The following is an 18,634-nucleotide window of genomic DNA, read 5'->3' as shown; positions in this document are numbered from 1 at the left end:
CCCCCTGGACTTCACCGCCTGGCGCGGTGCACCGCCGTGAACCCCGCGGCGTCCGCATGTTGGAACGGAGTATCCGGTTCCCGAGAACCGTCCCATCATGTAACCTGCACGAAATTTTGCGCTAACTCGCAGAGGGCCAACGTCGTCCCTATGCCCATGCATATGCCACGACGACGACGGGAGAGCCGATGCGTACGCCGCGCCAGCCGTCCCAGCAGACCACGAACGGCCAGAACTGGTCCTTCATGGATGCTCGCCCTGCCGCGCAGGGTATGTACGACCCCCGCAACGAGCACGACGCCTGTGGCGTCGGCTTCGTGGCCACCCTCACCGGCGAGGCGAGCCATGCGCTGGTCGAGCAGGCGCTCACGGTGCTGCGCAACCTGGAGCACCGCGGTGCGACCGGTGCCGAGCCCGACTCGGGCGACGGCGCGGGCATCCTGTCCCAGGTACCGGACTCCTTCTTCCGCGAGGTGGCCGGATTCGACCTCCCCGCCGCCGGTGGTTACGCGGTTGGTATCGCCTTCCTGCCCCCGGACGGCGCCGACGCGACCGTCTCACAGGTCGAGACGATCGCCGCGGAGGAGGGCCTCACCGTCCTCGGCTGGCGCGAGGTCCCGACCGCCCCCGAACTCCTCGGCGCCACCGCGCGCTCCACCATGCCGGTCTTCCGGCAGCTCTTCGTGGGCGACGGCCGGAGCCAGGGCATCGACCTCGACCGCAAGGCCTTCGCGCTGCGCAAGCGCGCCGAGCGCGAGGCCGGCGTCTACTTCCCCTCGCTGTCCGCGCGGACCATCGTCTACAAGGGCATGCTCACCACGGGCCAGTTGGAGCCCTTCTTCCCGGACCTGTCCGACCGCCGCTTCGCCTCCGCGATCTCGCTCGTGCACTCCCGGTTCTCCACCAACACCTTCCCGTCGTGGCCGCTCGCCCACCCGTACCGCTTCGTCGCGCATAACGGCGAGATCAACACGGTCAAGGGCAACCGCAACTGGATGGCCGCCCGCGAATCGCAGATCGCCTCCGACCTGTTCGGCGACCAGGAGAAGATCGACCGGATCTTCCCGATCTGCACGCCCGACGCCTCCGACTCCGCGTCCTTCGACGAGGTGCTCGAACTCCTGCACCTGGGCGGGCGTTCGCTGCCCCACTCCGTGCTGATGATGATCCCGGAGGCGTGGGAGAACCACGACTCCATGGACCCGGCCCGCCGCGCCTTCTACCAGTTCCACGCCACGATGATGGAACCCTGGGACGGCCCGGCCTGTGTCACCTTCACCGACGGCACCCAGGTCGGCGCGGTCCTCGACCGCAACGGCCTGCGCCCCGGCCGCTACTGGGTCACCGACGACGGCCTCGTCGTCCTCGGCTCCGAGGTCGGCGTCCTCGACATCGACCCCGCGAAGGTCGTCCGCAAGGGCCGCCTCCAGCCCGGCCGGATGTTCCTCGTGGACACCGCCGAGCACCGCATCATCGAGGACGACGAGATCAAGGCCGGCCTCGCCGCCGAGAAGCCGTACGGCGACTGGCTGGAAGCCGGCGAGATCGAGCTGTCCGACCTGCCCGAGCGTGAGCACATCGTGCACACCCACGCCTCGGTCACCCGCCGCCAGCAGACCTTCGGCTACACCGAGGAGGAGCTGCGCGTCATCCTCGCGCCGATGGCCAAGGCCGGTGCCGAGCCGATCGGTTCGATGGGCACCGACTCCCCGATCGCCGCGCTCTCCAGCCGCCCGCGCCTGCTCTTCGACTACTTCACCCAGTTGTTCGCGCAGGTCACCAACCCGCCGCTGGACGCCATCAGGGAAGAGCTCGTGACCTCCCTGCGCTCGTCCCTCGGCCCCGCGAGCAACCTGCTCGAGCCGACGGCCGCTTCCTGTCGTAGCGTCACCCTGCCCTTCCCGGTGATCGACAACGACGAGCTGGCCAAGCTCATCCACATCAACGCCGACGGCGACATGCCCGGCATGAAGGCCGCGACCCTCTCCGGCCTGTACCGGGTCTCCGGCGGCGGCGACGCCCTCGCCGCCCGCCTCACGGAGATCTGCACCGAGGCCGACGCGGCCATCGAGAACGGCGCCCGGCTGATCGTCCTCTCGGACCGCCACTCCGACGCCGAGCACGCGCCGATCCCCTCGCTGCTGCTCACCGCGGCCGTCCACCACCACCTCATCCGCACCAAGCAGCGCACCCAGGTGGGCCTGCTGGTCGAGGCCGGTGACGTGCGCGAGGTCCACCACGTCGCGCTGCTCATCGGCTTCGGCGCCGCCGCCGTCAACCCGTACCTGGCGATGGAGTCCGTCGAGGACCTCGTCCGCGCCGGCACCTTCCTCACCGACATCGAGGCCGAGCAGGCCATCCGCAACCTGATCTACGCGCTCGGCAAGGGCGTCCTCAAGGTCATGTCCAAGATGGGCATCTCGACCGTCGCCTCCTACCGGGGCGCCCAGGTCTTCGAAGCGGTCGGCCTCGACGAGCAGTTCGTCAACGCCTACTTCAGCGGTACGGCCACCAAGATCGGCGGGGTCGGCATCGACGTCGTCGCCCAGGAGGTCGCCGCCCGGCACGCGAAGGCGTACCCCGCGAGCGGCATCGCGCCCGCGCACCGCGCCCTCGACATAGGCGGCGAGTACCAGTGGCGCCGCGAGGGCGAGCCGCACCTGTTCGACCCGGAGACGGTCTTCCGCCTCCAGCACTCCACGCGCACGGCCCGCTACGACATCTTCAAGAAGTACACGGACCGGGTGAACGAGCAGTCCGAGCGGCTCATGACGCTGCGCGGCCTCTTCGGCTTCAAGTCGGACCGCCCGTCGATCCCCATCGACGAGGTCGAGCCCGTCTCCGAGATCGTCAAGCGCTTCTCCACCGGCGCCATGTCGTACGGCTCCATCTCCCTGGAGGCGCACGAGACGCTCGCCATCGCCATGAACCAGTTGGGCGGCAAGTCCAACACCGGTGAGGGCGGCGAGGACCCGGACCGCCTGTACGACCCGGCGCGTCGGTCCGCCATCAAGCAGGTCGCCTCCGGCCGCTTCGGCGTCACCTCCGAGTACCTGGTCAACGCGGACGACATCCAGATCAAGATGGCCCAGGGCGCCAAGCCCGGCGAGGGCGGCCAGCTCCCCGGCCACAAGGTCTACCCGTGGGTCGCCAAGACCCGGCACAGCACCCCCGGTGTCGGTCTGATCTCCCCGCCGCCGCACCACGACATCTACTCCATCGAGGACCTCGCCCAGCTCATCCACGACCTGAAGAACGCGAACCCGCAGGCGCGGATCCACGTGAAGCTGGTCTCCGAGGTCGGTGTCGGCACGGTCGCGGCCGGTGTGTCGAAGGCGCACGCGGACGTCGTCCTGATCTCCGGCCACGACGGCGGTACCGGCGCCTCGCCGCTGACCTCCCTCAAGCACGCCGGTGGACCTTGGGAGTTGGGCCTCGCCGAGACCCAGCAGACCCTGCTGCTCAACGGACTGCGGGACCGGATCGTCGTCCAGACCGACGGCCAGCTCAAGACCGGCCGTGACGTCGTCATCGCCGCGCTGCTCGGCGCCGAGGAGTTCGGTTTCGCGACCGCGCCGCTCGTTGTCTCCGGCTGCGTCATGATGCGCGTCTGCCACCTGGACACCTGCCCGGTCGGCATCGCCACCCAGAACCCGGTGCTGCGCGACCGGTTCGCCGGCAAGGCCGAATACGTCGTGAACTTCTTCCGGTTCATCGCCGAGGAGGTCCGCGAGATCCTCGCCGAGCTGGGCTTCCGCACCATCGAGGAGGCCGTCGGCCAGGCCGGCACGCTCGACGTCGAGCGCGCCGTCGACCACTGGAAGGCGCAGGGCCTGGACCTGGCCCCGCTGTTCTACGTCCCCGAACTCCCCGAGGGCGCTGCCCTGCACCAGGTCATCCAGCAGGACCACGGCCTGGAGAAGGCGCTCGACAACGAGCTGATCAAGCTCGCCGCCGACGCCCTCGCCGCGTCCAGCGCCACCGACGCCCAGCCGGTCCGCGCCCAGGTCGCGATCCGCAACATCAACCGCACGGTCGGCACCATGCTCGGCCACGAGGTGACGAAGAAGTTCGGCGGTGCCGGTCTGCCCGACGACACCATCGACATCACCTTCACCGGCAGCGCCGGCCAGTCCTTCGGTGCCTTCCTCCCGCGCGGTGTCACGCTGCGCCTGGAGGGCGACGCCAACGACTATGTCGGCAAGGGCCTTTCGGGCGGCCGGGTCATCGTCCGCCCCGACCGGGGCGCCGACCACCTCGCCGAGTTCTCCACCATCGCGGGCAACACCATCGCCTACGGCGCGACCGGCGGCGAGCTGTTCCTGCGCGGTCGTACCGGCGAGCGGTTCTGTGTCCGCAACTCCGGTGCCACCGTGGTCTCCGAGGGCGTGGGCGACCACGGCTGCGAGTACATGACCGGCGGCCGGGCGGTCGTCCTGGGCGAGACCGGCCGCAACTTCGCGGCGGGCATGTCCGGCGGCATCGCCTACGTCATCGACCTGAACCCGGACAACGTGAACGTCGGGAACGCGGGCGCCGTCGAGGAGTTGGACGACACCGACAAGCAGTGGCTGCACGACGTGGTGCGCCGCCACGCCGAGGAGACCGCTTCCACGGTCGCCGAGAAGCTGCTCGCCGAGTGGCCCGTGTCCGTGGACCGCTTCAGCAAGATCATCCCCAGTGCCTACAAGGCAGTGCTCGCCGCCAAGGACGCCGCCGAGCGAGCGGGTCTCTCCGAGACCGAGATCACCGAGAAGATGATGGAGGCGGCGACCAATGGCTGACCCGAAGGGCTTTCTGAACCACGGGCGCGAGGTCGCCAAGTCCCGCCCCGTCGACGTACGTCTCAAGGACTGGAACGAGGTCTACGTCCCCGGTTCGCTGCTGCCGATCATCGGCAAGCAGGCCGGCCGGTGCATGGACTGCGGCATCCCGTTCTGCCACAACGGCTGTCCGCTGGGGAACCTGATCCCCGAGTGGAACGACTACGCCTACCGCGGCGACTGGACGGCCGCCTCCGAGCGGCTGCACGCGACGAACAACTTCCCCGAGTTCACCGGGCGGTTGTGCCCCGCGCCGTGCGAGTCGGCCTGTGTGCTGGGCATCAACCAGCCGCCGGTCACCATCAAGAACGTCGAGGTCTCCATCATCGACAAGGCGTGGGAGACCGGGGACGTAGCCCCGCAGGCCCCCGAGCGCCTCTCCGGCAAGACCGTCGCGGTCATCGGCTCGGGCCCGGCGGGCCTCGCCGCCGCCCAGCAGCTCACCCGGGCCGGTCACACCGTCGCCGTCTACGAGCGCGCGGACCGCATCGGAGGCCTTCTCCGGTACGGCATCCCCGAGTTCAAGATGGAGAAGCGGCACATCAACCGCCGTATCGAGCAGATGCGCGCGGAGGGCACCCGCTTCCGCACCGGCATCGAGATCGGTCGCGACCTCAAGGCGACCGACCTGCGCAAGCGCTACGACGCGGTCGTGGTCGCCGCCGGTGCCACCACCGCGCGTGATCTCCCTGTCCCCGGGCGGGAGTTGACCGGTGTCTACCAGGCGATGGAGTACCTGCCCCTGTCGAACAAGGTCCAGGAGGGTGACTACGTCACCACCCCGGTCTCGGCCGCGGGCAAGCACGTCGTCGTGATCGGCGGCGGTGACACCGGCGCGGACTGCGTCGGTACGGCGCACCGCCAAGGGGCCGCCTCCGTCACGCAGTTGGAGATCATGCCGCGCCCGGGCGACGAGCGGGACGCCGTCTCGCAGCCCTGGCCGACCTTCCCGATGCTCTACAAGGTCACCTCCGCGCACGAGGAGGGCGGTGAGCGGGTCTACTCCGTCAACACCACTCACTTCGAGGGCGACGAGGACGGCAACGTCCAGTGGCTGCACCTCGTCGAGGTCGAGTTCATCGAGGGCAAGCTGACCCCGAAGCCGGGCACCGAGCGCAAGATCCCGGCCCAACTGGTCACGCTGGCCATGGGGTTCACCGGCACCGACCGCGAGAACGGCCTCGTCGAGCAGTTCGGCCTGGGCCTGGACGAGCGCGGCAACATCGCCCGCGACACCGACTTCCAGACCAACGTCCCCGGTGTGTTCGTCGCCGGTGACGCGGGCCGCGGCCAGTCCCTCATCGTGTGGGCGATCGCGGAGGGCCGCTCGGCCGCCCGCGGCGTCGACCGCTTCCTCACCGGCGCCAGCGAACTGCCGGCCCCGATCCGCCCGACGGACCGCTCGCTGATGGTCTGACGGCCCGAGAAAAAGAGAGGGAACCCCCTCAGAGGGGGAATCCCCTCAACAGACGTCCCGTACAACGGCGTACGGAACACTCCGCGGCGCTTGCCCTGTCCCCGACCGGACCTGGGCGGGCGCCGCGGCATTTTCACGGCACCTGGTACGTCTCCCCGTACACCTTCCACACCAGCGGCGTCCGCAGCTCCAGGTTCCCCTCCTCCAGGAACTTCCGCTGGGCCGTGTCGATGCGCGAGGTGTCGATCCCGGGATGCTTGGCCCGCATGGTGGCGCGACGGACGTCGAGGAAGGCGCTCAAGTAGGCCTTCTCGGAACCTCCTTCGGCAGGAGGCTTCACCCGCTCCGTCGCGCGCTCCCGGATGCCGTAGAAACCGTCCGTGCCCGGCCCGTGGAAGACCATCGCGTCGTAGTAGATGAACTGCCCGAGCGCGCCCAGGCCGTCACGTTTCGCGGCGGCGACCGCGGGGTCGAAGTAGATGCGGTCGCGCTCCGCGTCCTGCGTCGCCTGGAACGCCGGGACCTCCGCCTCGGCGCGCCAGGCGGCCGGGAAGCCGGGGTCCAGGCCCTGGTGCGAGTCCGTGCCGTCGACCGCGCGCAGCGCGGGGAGATAGCGGGCGAGGCCGTTGCCGGGGTGGGCGGCGGTGTAGCGCTCGACGAGGACGAGCAGGTCGTGGGTGCCGGTGCAGAAGCCGATGATGCCCGCGGTGTAGCCCTGGCCGTCGCCGATGTCCTGGACGTAGGCGTACGCGCTGCGCCAGTCGAGCGTCGAGTTCTCGGCGCTGGCCACCAGTTCCTGCGCGAGGTTCTTCATGGCCGGCGCGTCCAGATCCTCCGGCTCTCTCCGCTGCGCCGCGCCGGACGGGTGCGCGGGCCGCGGATCGTCGTGGACGGTGGGTGAGAAGCCGCAGGCCGTCGCGGCGAGGGCGACGGCCACGGCGGCGGGCATCAGGACGCCGACGCGTTTCATGGCCCCACCCTAGGGGCGGTTACGTCCCATATGCCGGGGGTTGGGAGGACTTTGATCCCGCCAAACCTCCATGGCGTAATCTCGATCCTTTCGCCGCGATCCGAAGGGAGCCCTGTGGCCGCGATCTCGCTCAGCAAGGTCGAGGAGACCGCGCCCGCGCTGGTCAGCCTGTACAAGAGCGCCGGGGTCTCCCTCCGTAAGCACGGGCTGGACGGACAGCGCGCGGCCGTCTACCTCGTGGTCGACTATTCGGGTTCCATGAAGCCGTACTACAAGGACGGAAGTGTCCAGGCGCTCGCGGACCGGGTGCTCGGGCTGTCGGCGCATCTGGACGACGACGGGACGGTGCCGGTCGTCTTCTTCTCGACGGACATCGACACCGTCACGGACATCGCCCTCGACAGCCATCAGGGGCGGATCGAGCGGATCGTGTCCGGGCTCGGGCACATGGGGCGGACCAGCTATCACGTGGCCATGGACGCCGTCATCGACCATTACCTCGACAGCGGCGCGAAGGATCCGGCCTTCGTCGTCTTCCAGACCGACGGCGGCCCGAGCAACAAGGCCGCCGCGGAACGGTACTTGTGCAAGGCGGCGGGACTTCCGCTGTTCTGGCAGTTCATCGGATTCGGCAACGCGCGAAGCAAGAACTTCGAATTTCTGCGCAGGCTGGACGAGTTGGCGGTGCCGCAGAAGCGGGTGATCGACAACGCCGGCTTCTTCCCGGCCGGTTCGAACCCGCGGAGGATGTCCGACGAGGATCTGTACGACAGGATGATGGGCGAGTTCCCGCAGTGGCTTGTGGCGGCCCGGAAACAGGGGATCGTCCGATGACCCGGTTCCTGCCCGCCTCGGCGCGAACCGCCGTGCCCTGGAAGAACGGTGGCGGTGTCACCCGCGAGATCGCCGCCTGGCCCGAAGGCTCGGGCATGGACGACTTCGGCTGGCGGGTGAGCCTGGCCGAGGTGGGCGCGGACGGCCCGTTCTCCGCCTTCCCCGACGTCGACCGGACCCTGGCCCTCGTCGAGGGTGCCGGCATGGACCTCACCGTCGACGGCACCCGGCACCTCGTCAACGCCCGTTACACGCCAAGGGACTTCAGAGGCGACGTATCGACCGACTGCCGGCTGCTGGACGGCCCGGTCGTCAACCTCAACGTCATGTGGCGCAGGGGCGCGGCCGCCACGGCCCCCACGGTGGCCGTCGTCCGAGGGCGGCTGCGGCTGCGCGCGGACACCCTGATCGTGGCGCTCGACGGGAGCGCGGAGGTGGCCGGACTGACTCTCGGGCCGTACGACGCCGTGCAGTTGGGCGAGGAAGCGGTGCTGCACGCGCGGGGCCGCACCGCCGTGATCGGCTTGCCGATACCGCCCGCTGACGCACCGTTGGCATAGTCACGCCCCCGTGACACTCTGTGGGGTGATCCGACGGGGAGGGGCGGCCAAACGTATGGACGGCGCACGATCGGTGAACGGAGCGGTGGGCACCGCGCGGCCGGGCGAGGCCGGCAAGGGGGAGAAGCTCGCCGACTGGGCGGACGGACGGCTCGGGCTGTACGCGCTGGCCAAGGCCAATATGCGCAAGGTCTTCCCGGACCACTGGTCCTTCATGCTGGGCGAGATCTGCCTCTACAGCTTCATCATCCTGATCCTCACCGGCGTCTATCTCACCCTGTTCTTCGAGCCGAGCGGCGTCGAGGTCATCTACCACGGCTCGTACACGCCGTTGAACGGCATCCCGATGACCCGCGCGTTCGAGTCCACGCTCGACATCAGCTTCGACGTGCGCGGCGGGCTGCTGATCCGGCAGATCCACCACTGGGCGGCCGTCGTCTTCATCGCCGGCATGCTCATCCACATGATGCGGGTGTTCTTCACCGGCGCGTACCGCAAGCCGCGCGAGATCAACTGGGTGTTCGGCTGGACCCTGTTGTTCCTCGGCATCATCACCGGCCTGACCGGCTACTCGCTCCCCGACGACCTGCTCTCCGGCACCGGCATCCGCTTCGCGGACGGCGCGATCCTGTCCGTACCGATCGTCGGCACGTATATGTCGATGTTCCTGTTCGGCGGGGAGTTCCCGGGGCACGACATCATCTCGCGGCTCTTCCCGATCCATGTCCTGCTGCTTCCGGGGATCATGCTGGGTCTGGTGGTCGCGCATCTGATCCTGGTCTTCTACCACAAGCACACGCAGTACCCCGGGCCCGGACGCGACCAGAAGAGCGTGGTCGGCATGCCCTTCCTGCCCGTCTACATGGCCAAGGCGGGCGGCTTCTTCTTCCTCGTCTTCGGGGTGCTCGCCGTCATGGGCGGGATCGCCAGCATCAACCCCGTGTGGGCCTTCGGACCGTACCGCCCCGACCTGGTGACGACCGGCGCCCAGCCCGACTGGTATCTCGGCTTCTCCGAGGGGCTGATCCGGGTGATGCCGGGATGGGAGCTCAACGCCTGGGGCCACACACTGGAGTTGGGCGTCTTCATCCCCTTCACGCTCTTCCCGCTGATCCTGGCCGCCATCGGCGCCTACCCGTTCATCGAGTCCTGGATCACCGGCGACAAACGCGAACACCACATCCTGGACCGGCCGCGCAACATGCCCGTGCGCACCGGGCTCGGGGTGGCCTGGCTCAGCCTGTACGGCGTGCTGCTGATCGGCGGCGGCAACGACGTGGTCGCCACCCACCTGAATCTGTCGATCAACGCGATCACCTGGTTCGTACGGATCTCGTTCTTCGTGATGCCGGTGGTCGCCTTCATCGCCACCAAGCGGATCTGCATGGGACTCCAGCGCCGGGACCGCGACAAGGTCCTGCACGGCCGCGAGTCCGGCCTCATCAAAATGCTGCCGCACGGTGAGTACATCGAGGTCCACGAACCCCTCACGCAGGACGAGCGGTTCAGGCTCACCCAGCACGAGCAGGAGCCGCCGTACGCCATCGGACCGCTGGTCGACGCGAACGGCGTGCGGCGGCAGGTCAAGGGCGGGCAGCGGGTACGGGCCCGGCTCGCCAAGGCGATGTTCGGACCCGAGACACGCATCGCGAAGCCGACGGTGGAGGAGTACAAGGAACTCACCAGCGGCGATCACCACCACTGAGCACGGCCGCTCTACAGGTGCTCGGGTCACCCCAAGCACCGCGCAGAGCACGGGCCTTGGTCAGCCACAGCGACAGGTCGTACTCGGCGGTGTAGCCGATCGCACCGTGCAGTTGAAGCGCCGTACGGGCCGTCGCGTACGCCGCCTCGCACGCCGCGACCTTCGCGGCCGCCACGTCCGACTCCGTCATGCTGAGCGCGGCACCGAAGAGCAGGGGCCGCGCGAACTCCAACGCGATCTTCGCATCGGCCAGTTGATGCTTCACGGCCTGGAACGAGCCGACGGGCACCCCGAATTGGCTCCGCCGCTTGACGTATTCGACGGTCCTGTCGAGCAGGGCGAGCCCGACCCCGAGCGCTTGGGCGGCGGTGGCGAGGCGGGCCCAGGTGAGGGCGTGGGCGGTGGGCGGTTCCGGGGTGAGGAGTTCGCCGCCCCGGAGCAGACGGGTGAGGCGGCGCGCGGGGTCCAGGGAGGCCCGCACCGGTCCGTGCCCGGGGGCCATCCGCAGACCGTCCGAGTCCCAGGTCAGGCGCATCGTCGCCACATCACCGTCCAGCGCGTACGACCCCTCCGGCGCCGCCGTGGCCATGGCCTCGCCGGACGCCAGCGAAGGCAACAGGCGTTTGGCGAGCCCCGGTTCGGACAGCAGCGCGGCTGCCATGACCGTCTCCACCACCGGCCCCGGTACCGCGTGCCGCCCCAACTCCACGAACGCCACGGTGAGTTCGACCGGTCGGGGACCCAGCCCCTCGTACGCCTCGGGTACCGCGAGTGCGAACACCCCCGCCCCGGCGATACGGCGCCACAGCGCGCGCCCGCTCGCGTGGTCGCCGCGGCTCCAGGACCGTACGACCGACGGAGTGTCCGCGGCCGTGAGCATCGCCTTCAACGAGTCGGCGAACGCGCGCTGTTCGGTGTCGAGGAGGAAGCGCATCAGCGGCGGCCCTTCGGCAGGCCGAGCAGGCGCTCGGCGATGATGTCGCGCTGGATCTCGTTCGTACCGGCGTAGATGGGGCCCGCGAGAGCGAAGACGTAGCCGTCCGACCAGTCGGTTGTCGTCAACTCGCCTTCCGCGCCCAGGAGATCGAGGGCCGTTTCGTGCAGGGCTATGTCGTACTCGGACCAGAAGACCTTGTTCAGGCTGGACTCCGGGCCGATGGACTCGCCGTCGAGGAAACGGGAGGCGTTGGCGTAGGTGAAGAGCTGGTAGGCGCGGGCGCCGATCACCGCGTCCGCCACCCGGTCGCTCGTCGACTGTGAACCGCCCTGCGCGCGCCAGAGGTTGAGGAGGCGTTCGGCGGACGCCAGGAAACGGCCGGGGGAGCGGAGGGTGAGCCCGCGTTCGTTGCCCGCTGTCGACATGGCGACCCGCCAGCCCTGGCCCGGCTCGCCGATCACGTCCTCGTCGGGCACGAACACCTCGTCCAGGAAGAGTTCGGCGAAGGCCGGCCTGTTGTCGAGGCGGCCGATCGGGCGGACCGTGACGCCGGGGGCACGCAGGTCGAACATCAGGTAGGTGAGGCCCTGATGGGGCTTCGGGGTGTCCGGCTCGCTGCGGAACAGGCCGAACGCGCGATCCGCGAAGGCCGCGCGCGACGACCAGGTCTTCTGCCCGCTCAGCAGCCAGCCCCTGTCCGTGCGCACCGCCCGCGAGGTGAGCGACGCCAGGTCCGAACCCGCCTCCGGCTCCGACCACGCCTGCGCCCACACCACGTCACCGGTCGCCATCGGGGGCAGCACACGCGCTTGCTGCTCCGGCGTGCCGTGGTCGAAGAGGGTCGGGGCGAGCAGATTGATGCCGTTCTGACCGACCCGGCCCGGCGCGCCCGCCGCGTAGTACTCCTCCTCGAAGACCAGCCACCGCACGATGTCCGCACCCCGGCCGCCGTACTCCTCGGGCCAGGACACCACCGACCAGCGGTCCGCGGCGAGTTGGGCCTCCCAGACGCGGTGGGCGGCGAAACCCTCCTTGGTTTCGAGGGAGGGGAGCGGTGTGGTCGGCACATGCGTCCGCAGCCAGGCGCGGGCCTCGGCGCGGAACGCCTCCTGGCCGGGCGTGAAGTCGAGATCCATGGACCGACCCTCCTTCCCTCATTCTTCCCTAACAAGTGTTTGGTAGGTTAGCGTGGCGGTATGACAGGCGTCGAGAGTCCGGCATACGTCCCCGGGCACGGGCTGCTGAAGGGGCGCACCGCCGTCGTCACCGCCGCCGCAGGCGCGGGCATCGGCGGGGCCACCGCGCGCCGCTTCCTCCAGGAGGGCGCGCGCGTGCTGATCAGCGACGCGCACGCGCGGCGGCTGAAGGAGTACGAGGCCGAGCTGGCCGGGGAGTTCGGAGCCGGGGCGGTGGCCGCGCTGGCGTGCGACGTCACCGACGAGGCGCAGGTGCGGGCCCTGTTCGACGCGGCCGTCGCGGCCCACGGACGCCTGGACGTGGTCGTCAACAACGCGGGCCTGGGCGGCACTTCGGACCTCGTCGACATGACCGACGAGCAGTGGTCGAAGGTGCTGGACGTGACGTTGAACGGCACCTTCCGCTGCACCCGCGCCGCCCTGCGCGCCATGCGTACGACCGGCGGCGGCGTGATCGTCAACAACGCCTCCGTCGTCGGCTGGCGCGCCCAGGCCGGACAGGCGCACTACGCGGCGGCCAAGGCCGGCGTGATGGCCCTGACCCGGTGCGCGGCGATCGAGGCCGCCGAGTACGGCGTGCGGGTCAACGCGGTCTCGCCGAGCCTCGCCATGCACCCGCACCTCGTGAAGGTCACGACCCCCGAGCTGCTGGCGGACCTCACCGCGCGCGAGGCCTTCGGCCGGTACGCCGAGCCCTGGGAGGTGGCCAACGTGATCGTGTTCCTGGCCTCGGACTACTCCTCGTACATGACGGGCGAGGTCGTCTCCGTGAGCAGCCAGCATGCGTAGCGGTAGCGGCAGCGGCACTGGAGGGCGGGACGGTGGCGCGACAATGGTCCCGTGCCGACCAAGAAGAAGCCCCAGGTGACCGCCGCTCCGGCCCGCCGTCGTGAACTCCTCGACACGGCGGCCGAGGTCTTCGCCGAACAGGGGTACAACGCCACCACCGTACGGAAGATCGCGGACCACGCGGGCATGCTCGCGGGCAGCCTCTACTACCACTTCGACTCCAAGGAATCGATGCTGGAGGAGATCCTGCGGACCTTCCTCGACGAGCTCTGGGGCGGCTACGACACCGTCCTGGACGCCGAGTTGAGTCCGCGCGAGACGCTTGAGGCCCTGGTCACCGAGTCGTTCCGGGAGATCGACCGGCACCGCGCCGCCGTCGCGATCTACCAGAAGGAGAGCAAGCACCTGGTCGCGCAGGAGCGGTTCGCGTTCCTCGCCGAGTCGCAGCGCAAGTTCGAGAAGGCATGGCTGTCCACGCTGGAGCGCGGGGTCGCCGCCCGGGTCTTCCGGGCCGACCTCGACGTCCGGCTCACCTACCGCTTCGTGCGGGACACCGTGTGGGTCGCCGCGTCCTGGTACCGGCCGGGCGGACAGCACAGCGCGGAGGAGATCGCCCGGCAGTACCTGTCGATGGTGCTGGACGGGATCGCCGTACGTACGTAACTCACGGGCACGGATGGGGAGATGGGGAGTTGACATGGCCGAGGCCTATATCGTCGAAGCGGTCCGGACGCCCGTCGGGCGGCGCGGGGGAGGGCTGAGCGGGGTGCATCCGGCCGACCTCGGGGCGCATGTGCTCCAGGCGCTGGTCGCGCGCTCGGGGATCGATCCCGCCGCCGTCGAGGACGTCGTCTTCGGGTGCCTGGACGCGGTGGGGCCGCAGGCCGGGGACATCGCGCGGACCGCCTGGCTGGCGGCCGGGCTGCCCGAGGAGGTGCCGGGGGTGACGGTGGACCGGCAGTGCGGCTCCTCGCAGCAGGCCGTGCACTTCGCCGCCCAGGGCGTCCTGTCCGGTACCCAGGACCTGGTCGTCGCCGGTGGCGTCCAGAACATGTCGCTGATCCCCATCGCCTTCGCCTCCCGCCAGGCCGCGGAACCGCTCGGCCTCACGGACGGCCCCTTCGCCGGCAGCGAGGGCTGGCGCGCGCGATACGGCACACAGCCGGTCAACCAGTTCGCCGGGGCCGAGATGATCGCCGCGAAGTGGGGGATCAGCAGGCAGGACCAGGAGGAGTTCGCCCTCCGCTCGCACCGGCGGGCCCTGCGCGCCATCGACGAGGGCCGCTTCGAGCGGGAGACGGTGGCCTACGGCCCGGTCGCCGTGGACGAGGGGCCGCGGCGGGACACCTCGCTGGAGAAGATGGCCGGTCTGAAGCCGGTCGTCGACGGTGGCACCATCACCGCCGCCTGCTCCTCCCAGGTCTCCGACGGCGCGGCGGCGATGCTGCTCGCCTCCGAACGGGCGGTGCGGGAGCACGGGTTGACGCCCCGGGCCCGCGTGCACCACCTCTCCGTCCGGGGCGAGGACCCGATCCGCATGCTCTCGGCCCCCATCCCGGCCACCGCCCACGCCCTGAAGAAGACCGGCCTGACCATCGACGCCATCGACCTGGTCGAGATCAACGAGGCTTTCGCGCCCGTCGTCCTCGCCTGGCTGAAGGAGACGGGCGCGGACCCCGCCAAGGTCAACGTCAACGGCGGCGCGATCGCGCTGGGCCACCCGCTCGGCGCCACTGGCGTCAAACTCATGACCACCCTCCTGCACGAACTTGAGCGCACCGGCGGCAGGTTCGGCCTCCAGACGATGTGCGAGGGCGGCGGCCAGGCCAACGTGACGATCATCGAACGGCTCTGACGGGCCGGACCGGTTCAGGTGTCGGCCCGGACCAGCGTCCACAGCACCTCGTCGGCCTCCTTCATCACCCGTTGTACCAACTCCGCGCACGACGGCAGGTCGTCGATCACCCCGGCGACCTGTCCGGAGGCCATCACGCCGAGATCCGTCCGCCCGTCCACCATCGACGCCTTGAGCAGCATCGGTGTGTTCGCCGCCAGCAGCACCTGGCTCCAGGACAGCTCCTTGCCGTGTTTCATGGCCAGGCCGTCACGGATCATCCGACGCCAGGTCAGCCCGGACAGCCGACGGAAGCCCGCCGCCCGCCGTACCGCCTGGAACAGACCCCTCGTGCGGCCGGAGCGCTCCAGCGTCTCCACCAACTCCGTACGGAGCATGCGGTGCGGCAGGCCGTCCACCGCTCGCGTGACCGTGACGTCCTTGACCGTCGCCGCGAGATAGGCCGCCTTCACCGCGTCCGGGACCGTCGAGTCGGAGGTGAGGAGGAAACGGGTCCCCATGGCGATGCCCGCCGCCCCGTACGCCAACGCCGCGACCAGTCCCCGGCCGTCGAAGAAACCGCCCGCCGCCACGACCGGTATGTCCACCGCGTCCACGACCTGCGGCAGCAACACCGTCGTCGCCACCTCCCCGGTGTGCCCGCCGCCCTCCCCGCCCTGCACGATCACCGCGTCCGCGCCCCAGGCCGCGACCTTCTCCGCGTGCCGCCGCGCCCCGATCGACGGGATCACGACCACCCCCGCCTCCTTCAACTCGGCGATCAGCTCTGCGGACGGCGCGAGTGCGAAGGACGCGACCCGCACGCCCTCCTCGATCATGATCCGCACCCGGTCCCCGGCGTCCGCCGCGTCCGCCCGCAGATTCACCCCGAACGGCGCCTGCGTCCGGGACTTGACCTCCCGGACCGCCTCCCGGAGCCGGTCGGTGCCCATGGTCGCGGAGGCCAGGATGCCCAGCGCGCCCGCGTTCGCCGCGGCCGACACCAGGCGCGGTCCCGCCACCCAGCCCATGCCCGTCTGCACGATCGGATGCCGGACCCCGACCAGCCGGGTCAGCGCGGTCTCCATCAGATGCCGACCTCTCTGCGGCGGGTGTCCGCGGGGTCGATGACCTCACGGATCAACCGCAGCTCCTCCGGGGTGGGTTCGCGGGTCGACGGCACCTCGTCAGGGACGGTCAGCTCGAAGCCGGTCGCCCCCCGGACCTGCTCCACCGTGACCCCCGGATGCAGCGAGGCCAGCCGCATCGAGCGGTCCGGGGTCGCGAAGTCGAACACACCGAGGTCCGAGACGACCCGCGGGATCCGGTGGAAGCGGGCCGTCCCCGGGTGCTCGGCGACCCGGTCGTACCCCACCCCGCACACCATGTCGACCTTCTCCACGAACACCCGCGGAGAGTGCCGGGGTATCCAGTAACTCGTCGGATTGTTCAGGGTGTTGATCGGCGCCCCGCGCACCCCGAGCAACTGCCGCTTCGGGCGCGCCCAGTCGCCGACGCACGAGATGTTCTGGTTGCCGTACCGGTCGATCTGGCTCGCGCCCATCATCACGTGCCGCCGTCCGCCGGAGACCAAGGACAGATGGTGCCGGTACGGCAGCCAGCCCTCGGGTGTGCCGTCCGGACGCACCAACAGGGCCTCGCCGTCGGTCAGCAGCAGATCCGGGGCGAAGGTGAGCCGGGCGAGCCGGGCGCCGACGGACGGGATCAGCCCCATCGGGCTGGCCAGGATCTCGCCCGCGTCACGCCAGGCCTCGGCACAGGCGATCACGCAGTACTCGGAGCGCCGGACGTCCGTGCCCATCTCCGCGTTCATCTCCTGGTCCATCTCCTGCTCCATCACCCTTGCTCCTCCTGCCAGTTGCGCACCGCCGACCGGTAGGCCGCCTCGTCACCGGCGAGGAAGCGCTCGGCGAACTCCGCCCACGGCGTCGTCGCGTACAGCCGCTGGAACTCCTCGTCCCTGCCGTGGTCGGGAGCGCACGACGTGAAGTGGGCGCCGCCGGGAGCCTCGACGACCCCGGTCACGCTCAGCCGCTTGACGAGCAGGGACTGCGGCGCCGCCTCCTTCGTCAACTCGGCGGTGTCCACGATCCGTTCGCAGGAGACGTAGGCCGTGTCCGCCGCCTCGCAGAACAGGTCGTCGAAGTACGGGTCCGGGCCCAGATACTGCCCGTTGCCCAGCCGATCGGCGCGGTTGACGTGCACCAGGGCCGCGTCGAGGCGCAGGGCCGGCATCGCCACGAAGGTCTCCCCGTCGTCGTACGGCGAAGTGACCGTTCGCAGGCCGGGGTTGACCCGCATGACGTCCGAGCCGATGCCCGCGCGCACCGGCAGGAACGGCAGCCGGTTCGCAGCCGCGCGCAGGCCCCACATGAACATGCCCTCGTCGACCTCCGTCAGCTCGAACGCCCCGCGCTCGCGCGCCGCCCGGTAGTGCGGTTCGAGCGGGATGGAATCGAGGGTGACGAAGGGCGCCACCAGCTTGCGGACCCGGCCGGCCGCCACCAGCATCCCGACGTCCGGGCCGCCGTACGACACCAGCGTGAGATCGCCGATGTCGCTCCGCAGCAGCGCTCTGACCAGCGACATCGGCTTGCGCCGGGAACCCCAGCCACCGATGCCCAGGGTCATGCCGCTCGCCAGCCGGGAGACGACCTCCTCGGCGGTCATCGTCTTGTCAGCCACGCTCGGTGCCCTCCTTCCCGAAGGTGTCACGGACCCGGTCGGCCACCCCGCTGACGCTCGCCTCGTACGTGAAGCCCTGCTCGAAGCGGTAGCTGCGGCGGACGTCGACGGGGTCGATGCCGTTGATCGCGGACTTGGCGAGCCGGATCAGCTCGCCGTCCTTGGCGGCTATCTCGGCCGCCAACTCCAGGGCGGCGGGCAGCAGTTCGGCGCGCGGTACGACCCGCCACACCGAGCCGTGCGCGTGCAGCTCGGCCGCCGTCGCCGTGCGCGAGGTGTAGTACAAGGCGCGCATCAGATGCTGGGGGACCAGCCGGGCCAGATGTGTGGCGGCGCCCAGCGCGCCCCGGTCCAGCTCGGGCAGCCCGAAGGTGGCGTCCTCGCTCGCCACGATCACGTCCGCGTTCCCCACCAGCCCGATGCCTCCGCCCAGACAGAAGCCCTGCACGGCCGCCACCACGGGCACCTCGCACTCGTACACCGCCGCGAACGCCTCGAAACAGCCCCGGTTCACCCCGACCAGCGCCGACTGTCCGCGCGCCTGTATCTCCTTGATGTCCACACCCGCGTTGAACCCCCGGCCCTCGGCCGCCAGCACCACACAGCGCACCCCGGGGTCGCGGCCCGCCGCGCGCACGGCGTCGGCCAGCGCGAACCAGCCGTCCACCGGCAGCGCGTTCACCGGCGGGAAGTCGACCGTGACGACGGAGATCCCCTTCTTTGAGGAGGAGTCCGAGGAGGAGTCCGAGAAGGAGTCCGAGGACGAGTTCGAGGACGATTTCGGGACGGAGGTGGAGACACCCATGGCCGCATCAGCTACCTTTCCACCAAACATTTGTTAGGTGCGATGGATCGAAGCTAGC

The 18,634-nt window shown here is 70.1% G+C and carries 15 protein-coding genes; 8 read left to right on the top strand and 7 right to left on the bottom strand.

The window, feature by feature from the left end; genetic code table 11:
- The first annotated feature begins 188 nt into the window (after positions 1–188).
- Together gltB and ABZT04_RS29345 are read left to right on the top strand one after the other, a co-directional pair.
- Positions 189–4,784 carry a glutamate synthase large subunit gene (gene gltB, locus ABZT04_RS29350; protein WP_356059993.1) on the top strand — a complete coding sequence of 1,532 codons (4,596 nt, stop codon included), beginning with the start codon at positions 189–191 and terminating at the stop codon, positions 4,782–4,784.
- Entirely contained in the window at positions 4,777–6,240 is a 1,464-nt protein-coding gene (locus ABZT04_RS29345; RefSeq protein ID WP_356059992.1) for a glutamate synthase subunit beta, read from the top strand. Before gltB ends, ABZT04_RS29345 begins: the two co-directional genes overlap by 8 nt.
- Positions 6,241–6,373: 133 nt before the next feature.
- Here ABZT04_RS29345 and ABZT04_RS29340 read toward each other — a convergent pair whose 3' ends face one another.
- A complete protein-coding gene (locus ABZT04_RS29340) occupies positions 6,374–7,210 on the bottom strand; it encodes a chitosanase (RefSeq protein ID WP_356059991.1) in 837 nt (278 codons plus the stop codon).
- A 114-nt stretch (positions 7,211–7,324) separates the two neighbouring features.
- Here ABZT04_RS29340 and ABZT04_RS29335 point away from each other — a divergent pair, with 114 nt between their 5' ends.
- The 3 genes from ABZT04_RS29335 to ABZT04_RS29325 are packed head-to-tail and all read left to right on the top strand — an operon-like array spanning position 7,325 to position 10,309.
- Entirely contained in the window at positions 7,325–8,044 is a 720-nt protein-coding gene (locus tag ABZT04_RS29335) for a VWA domain-containing protein (RefSeq protein ID WP_356059990.1), read from the top strand.
- A complete protein-coding gene (locus tag ABZT04_RS29330) occupies positions 8,041–8,604 on the top strand; it encodes a HutD family protein (RefSeq protein WP_356059989.1) in 564 nt (187 codons plus the stop codon). The genes ABZT04_RS29335 and ABZT04_RS29330 overlap by 4 nt, the downstream gene beginning before the upstream one ends.
- Before the next feature lie 55 nt (positions 8,605–8,659).
- On the top strand, positions 8,660–10,309 hold the full coding sequence (locus ABZT04_RS29325; RefSeq protein WP_356059988.1) for a cytochrome bc complex cytochrome b subunit: 1,650 nt from the start codon (positions 8,660–8,662) through the stop codon (positions 10,307–10,309).
- Here the strand turns inward: ABZT04_RS29325 and ABZT04_RS29320 are convergent.
- Both ABZT04_RS29320 and ABZT04_RS29315 read right to left on the bottom strand, forming a co-directional pair.
- Positions 10,284–11,243, bottom strand: coding sequence for an acyl-CoA dehydrogenase family protein (locus ABZT04_RS29320; RefSeq protein ID WP_356059987.1), 960 nt, complete (start codon positions 11,241–11,243; stop codon positions 10,284–10,286). The two genes, ABZT04_RS29325 and ABZT04_RS29320, sit on opposite strands and share 26 nt — an antisense overlap.
- On the bottom strand, positions 11,243–12,382 hold the full coding sequence (locus ABZT04_RS29315) for an acyl-CoA dehydrogenase family protein (protein ID WP_356059986.1): 1,140 nt from the start codon (positions 12,380–12,382) through the stop codon (positions 11,243–11,245). The genes ABZT04_RS29320 and ABZT04_RS29315 overlap by 1 nt, the downstream gene beginning before the upstream one ends.
- 60 nt (positions 12,383–12,442) lie before the next feature.
- Between ABZT04_RS29315 and ABZT04_RS29310 the strand changes: the two genes are divergently transcribed.
- From ABZT04_RS29310 to ABZT04_RS29300, 3 genes are read left to right on the top strand one after another with little or no spacing between them, the layout of a single operon-like run.
- Complete coding sequence (locus ABZT04_RS29310) at positions 12,443–13,231, top strand: SDR family oxidoreductase (protein WP_356059985.1); 789 nt, start codon at positions 12,443–12,445, stop codon at positions 13,229–13,231.
- A 51-nt stretch (positions 13,232–13,282) separates the two neighbouring features.
- Positions 13,283–13,894 (top strand): TetR/AcrR family transcriptional regulator, encoded by a 612-nt coding sequence (locus tag ABZT04_RS29305; RefSeq protein ID WP_356059984.1) that lies wholly within the window; start codon positions 13,283–13,285, stop codon positions 13,892–13,894.
- Positions 13,895–13,928: 34 nt separating this feature from the next.
- Complete coding sequence (locus tag ABZT04_RS29300) at positions 13,929–15,086, top strand: acetyl-CoA C-acetyltransferase (protein ID WP_356059983.1); 1,158 nt, start codon at positions 13,929–13,931, stop codon at positions 15,084–15,086.
- A 14-nt stretch (positions 15,087–15,100) separates the two neighbouring features.
- Here ABZT04_RS29300 and ABZT04_RS29295 read toward each other — a convergent pair whose 3' ends face one another.
- Genes ABZT04_RS29295 through ABZT04_RS29280 form a run of 4 tightly spaced genes read right to left on the bottom strand, consistent with a single transcriptional unit; the run spans position 15,101 to position 18,576 of the window.
- On the bottom strand, positions 15,101–16,153 hold the full coding sequence (locus ABZT04_RS29295) for a nitronate monooxygenase (protein ID WP_356059982.1): 1,053 nt from the start codon (positions 16,151–16,153) through the stop codon (positions 15,101–15,103).
- Entirely contained in the window at positions 16,153–16,923 is a 771-nt protein-coding gene (locus ABZT04_RS29290; RefSeq protein WP_356059981.1) for a CoA-transferase, read from the bottom strand. Before ABZT04_RS29290 ends, ABZT04_RS29295 begins: the two co-directional genes overlap by 1 nt.
- The gene (locus ABZT04_RS29285; protein ID WP_356059980.1) at positions 16,923–17,771 is read right to left on the bottom strand and encodes a CoA-transferase; all 849 of its coding nucleotides are present in this window, start codon (positions 17,769–17,771) and stop codon (positions 16,923–16,925) included. Before ABZT04_RS29285 ends, ABZT04_RS29290 begins: the two co-directional genes overlap by 1 nt.
- Entirely contained in the window at positions 17,764–18,576 is an 813-nt protein-coding gene (locus tag ABZT04_RS29280; protein ID WP_356059979.1) for an enoyl-CoA hydratase family protein, read from the bottom strand. Before ABZT04_RS29280 ends, ABZT04_RS29285 begins: the two co-directional genes overlap by 8 nt.
- Positions 18,577–18,634: the final 58 nt, after the last annotated feature.

This window comes from Streptomyces sp. NPDC005492, from assembly GCF_040605995.1.
GTDB lineage: Bacteria > Actinomycetota > Actinomycetes > Streptomycetales > Streptomycetaceae > Streptomyces.
This window is presented reverse-complemented; position numbering and strand designations above follow the sequence as displayed.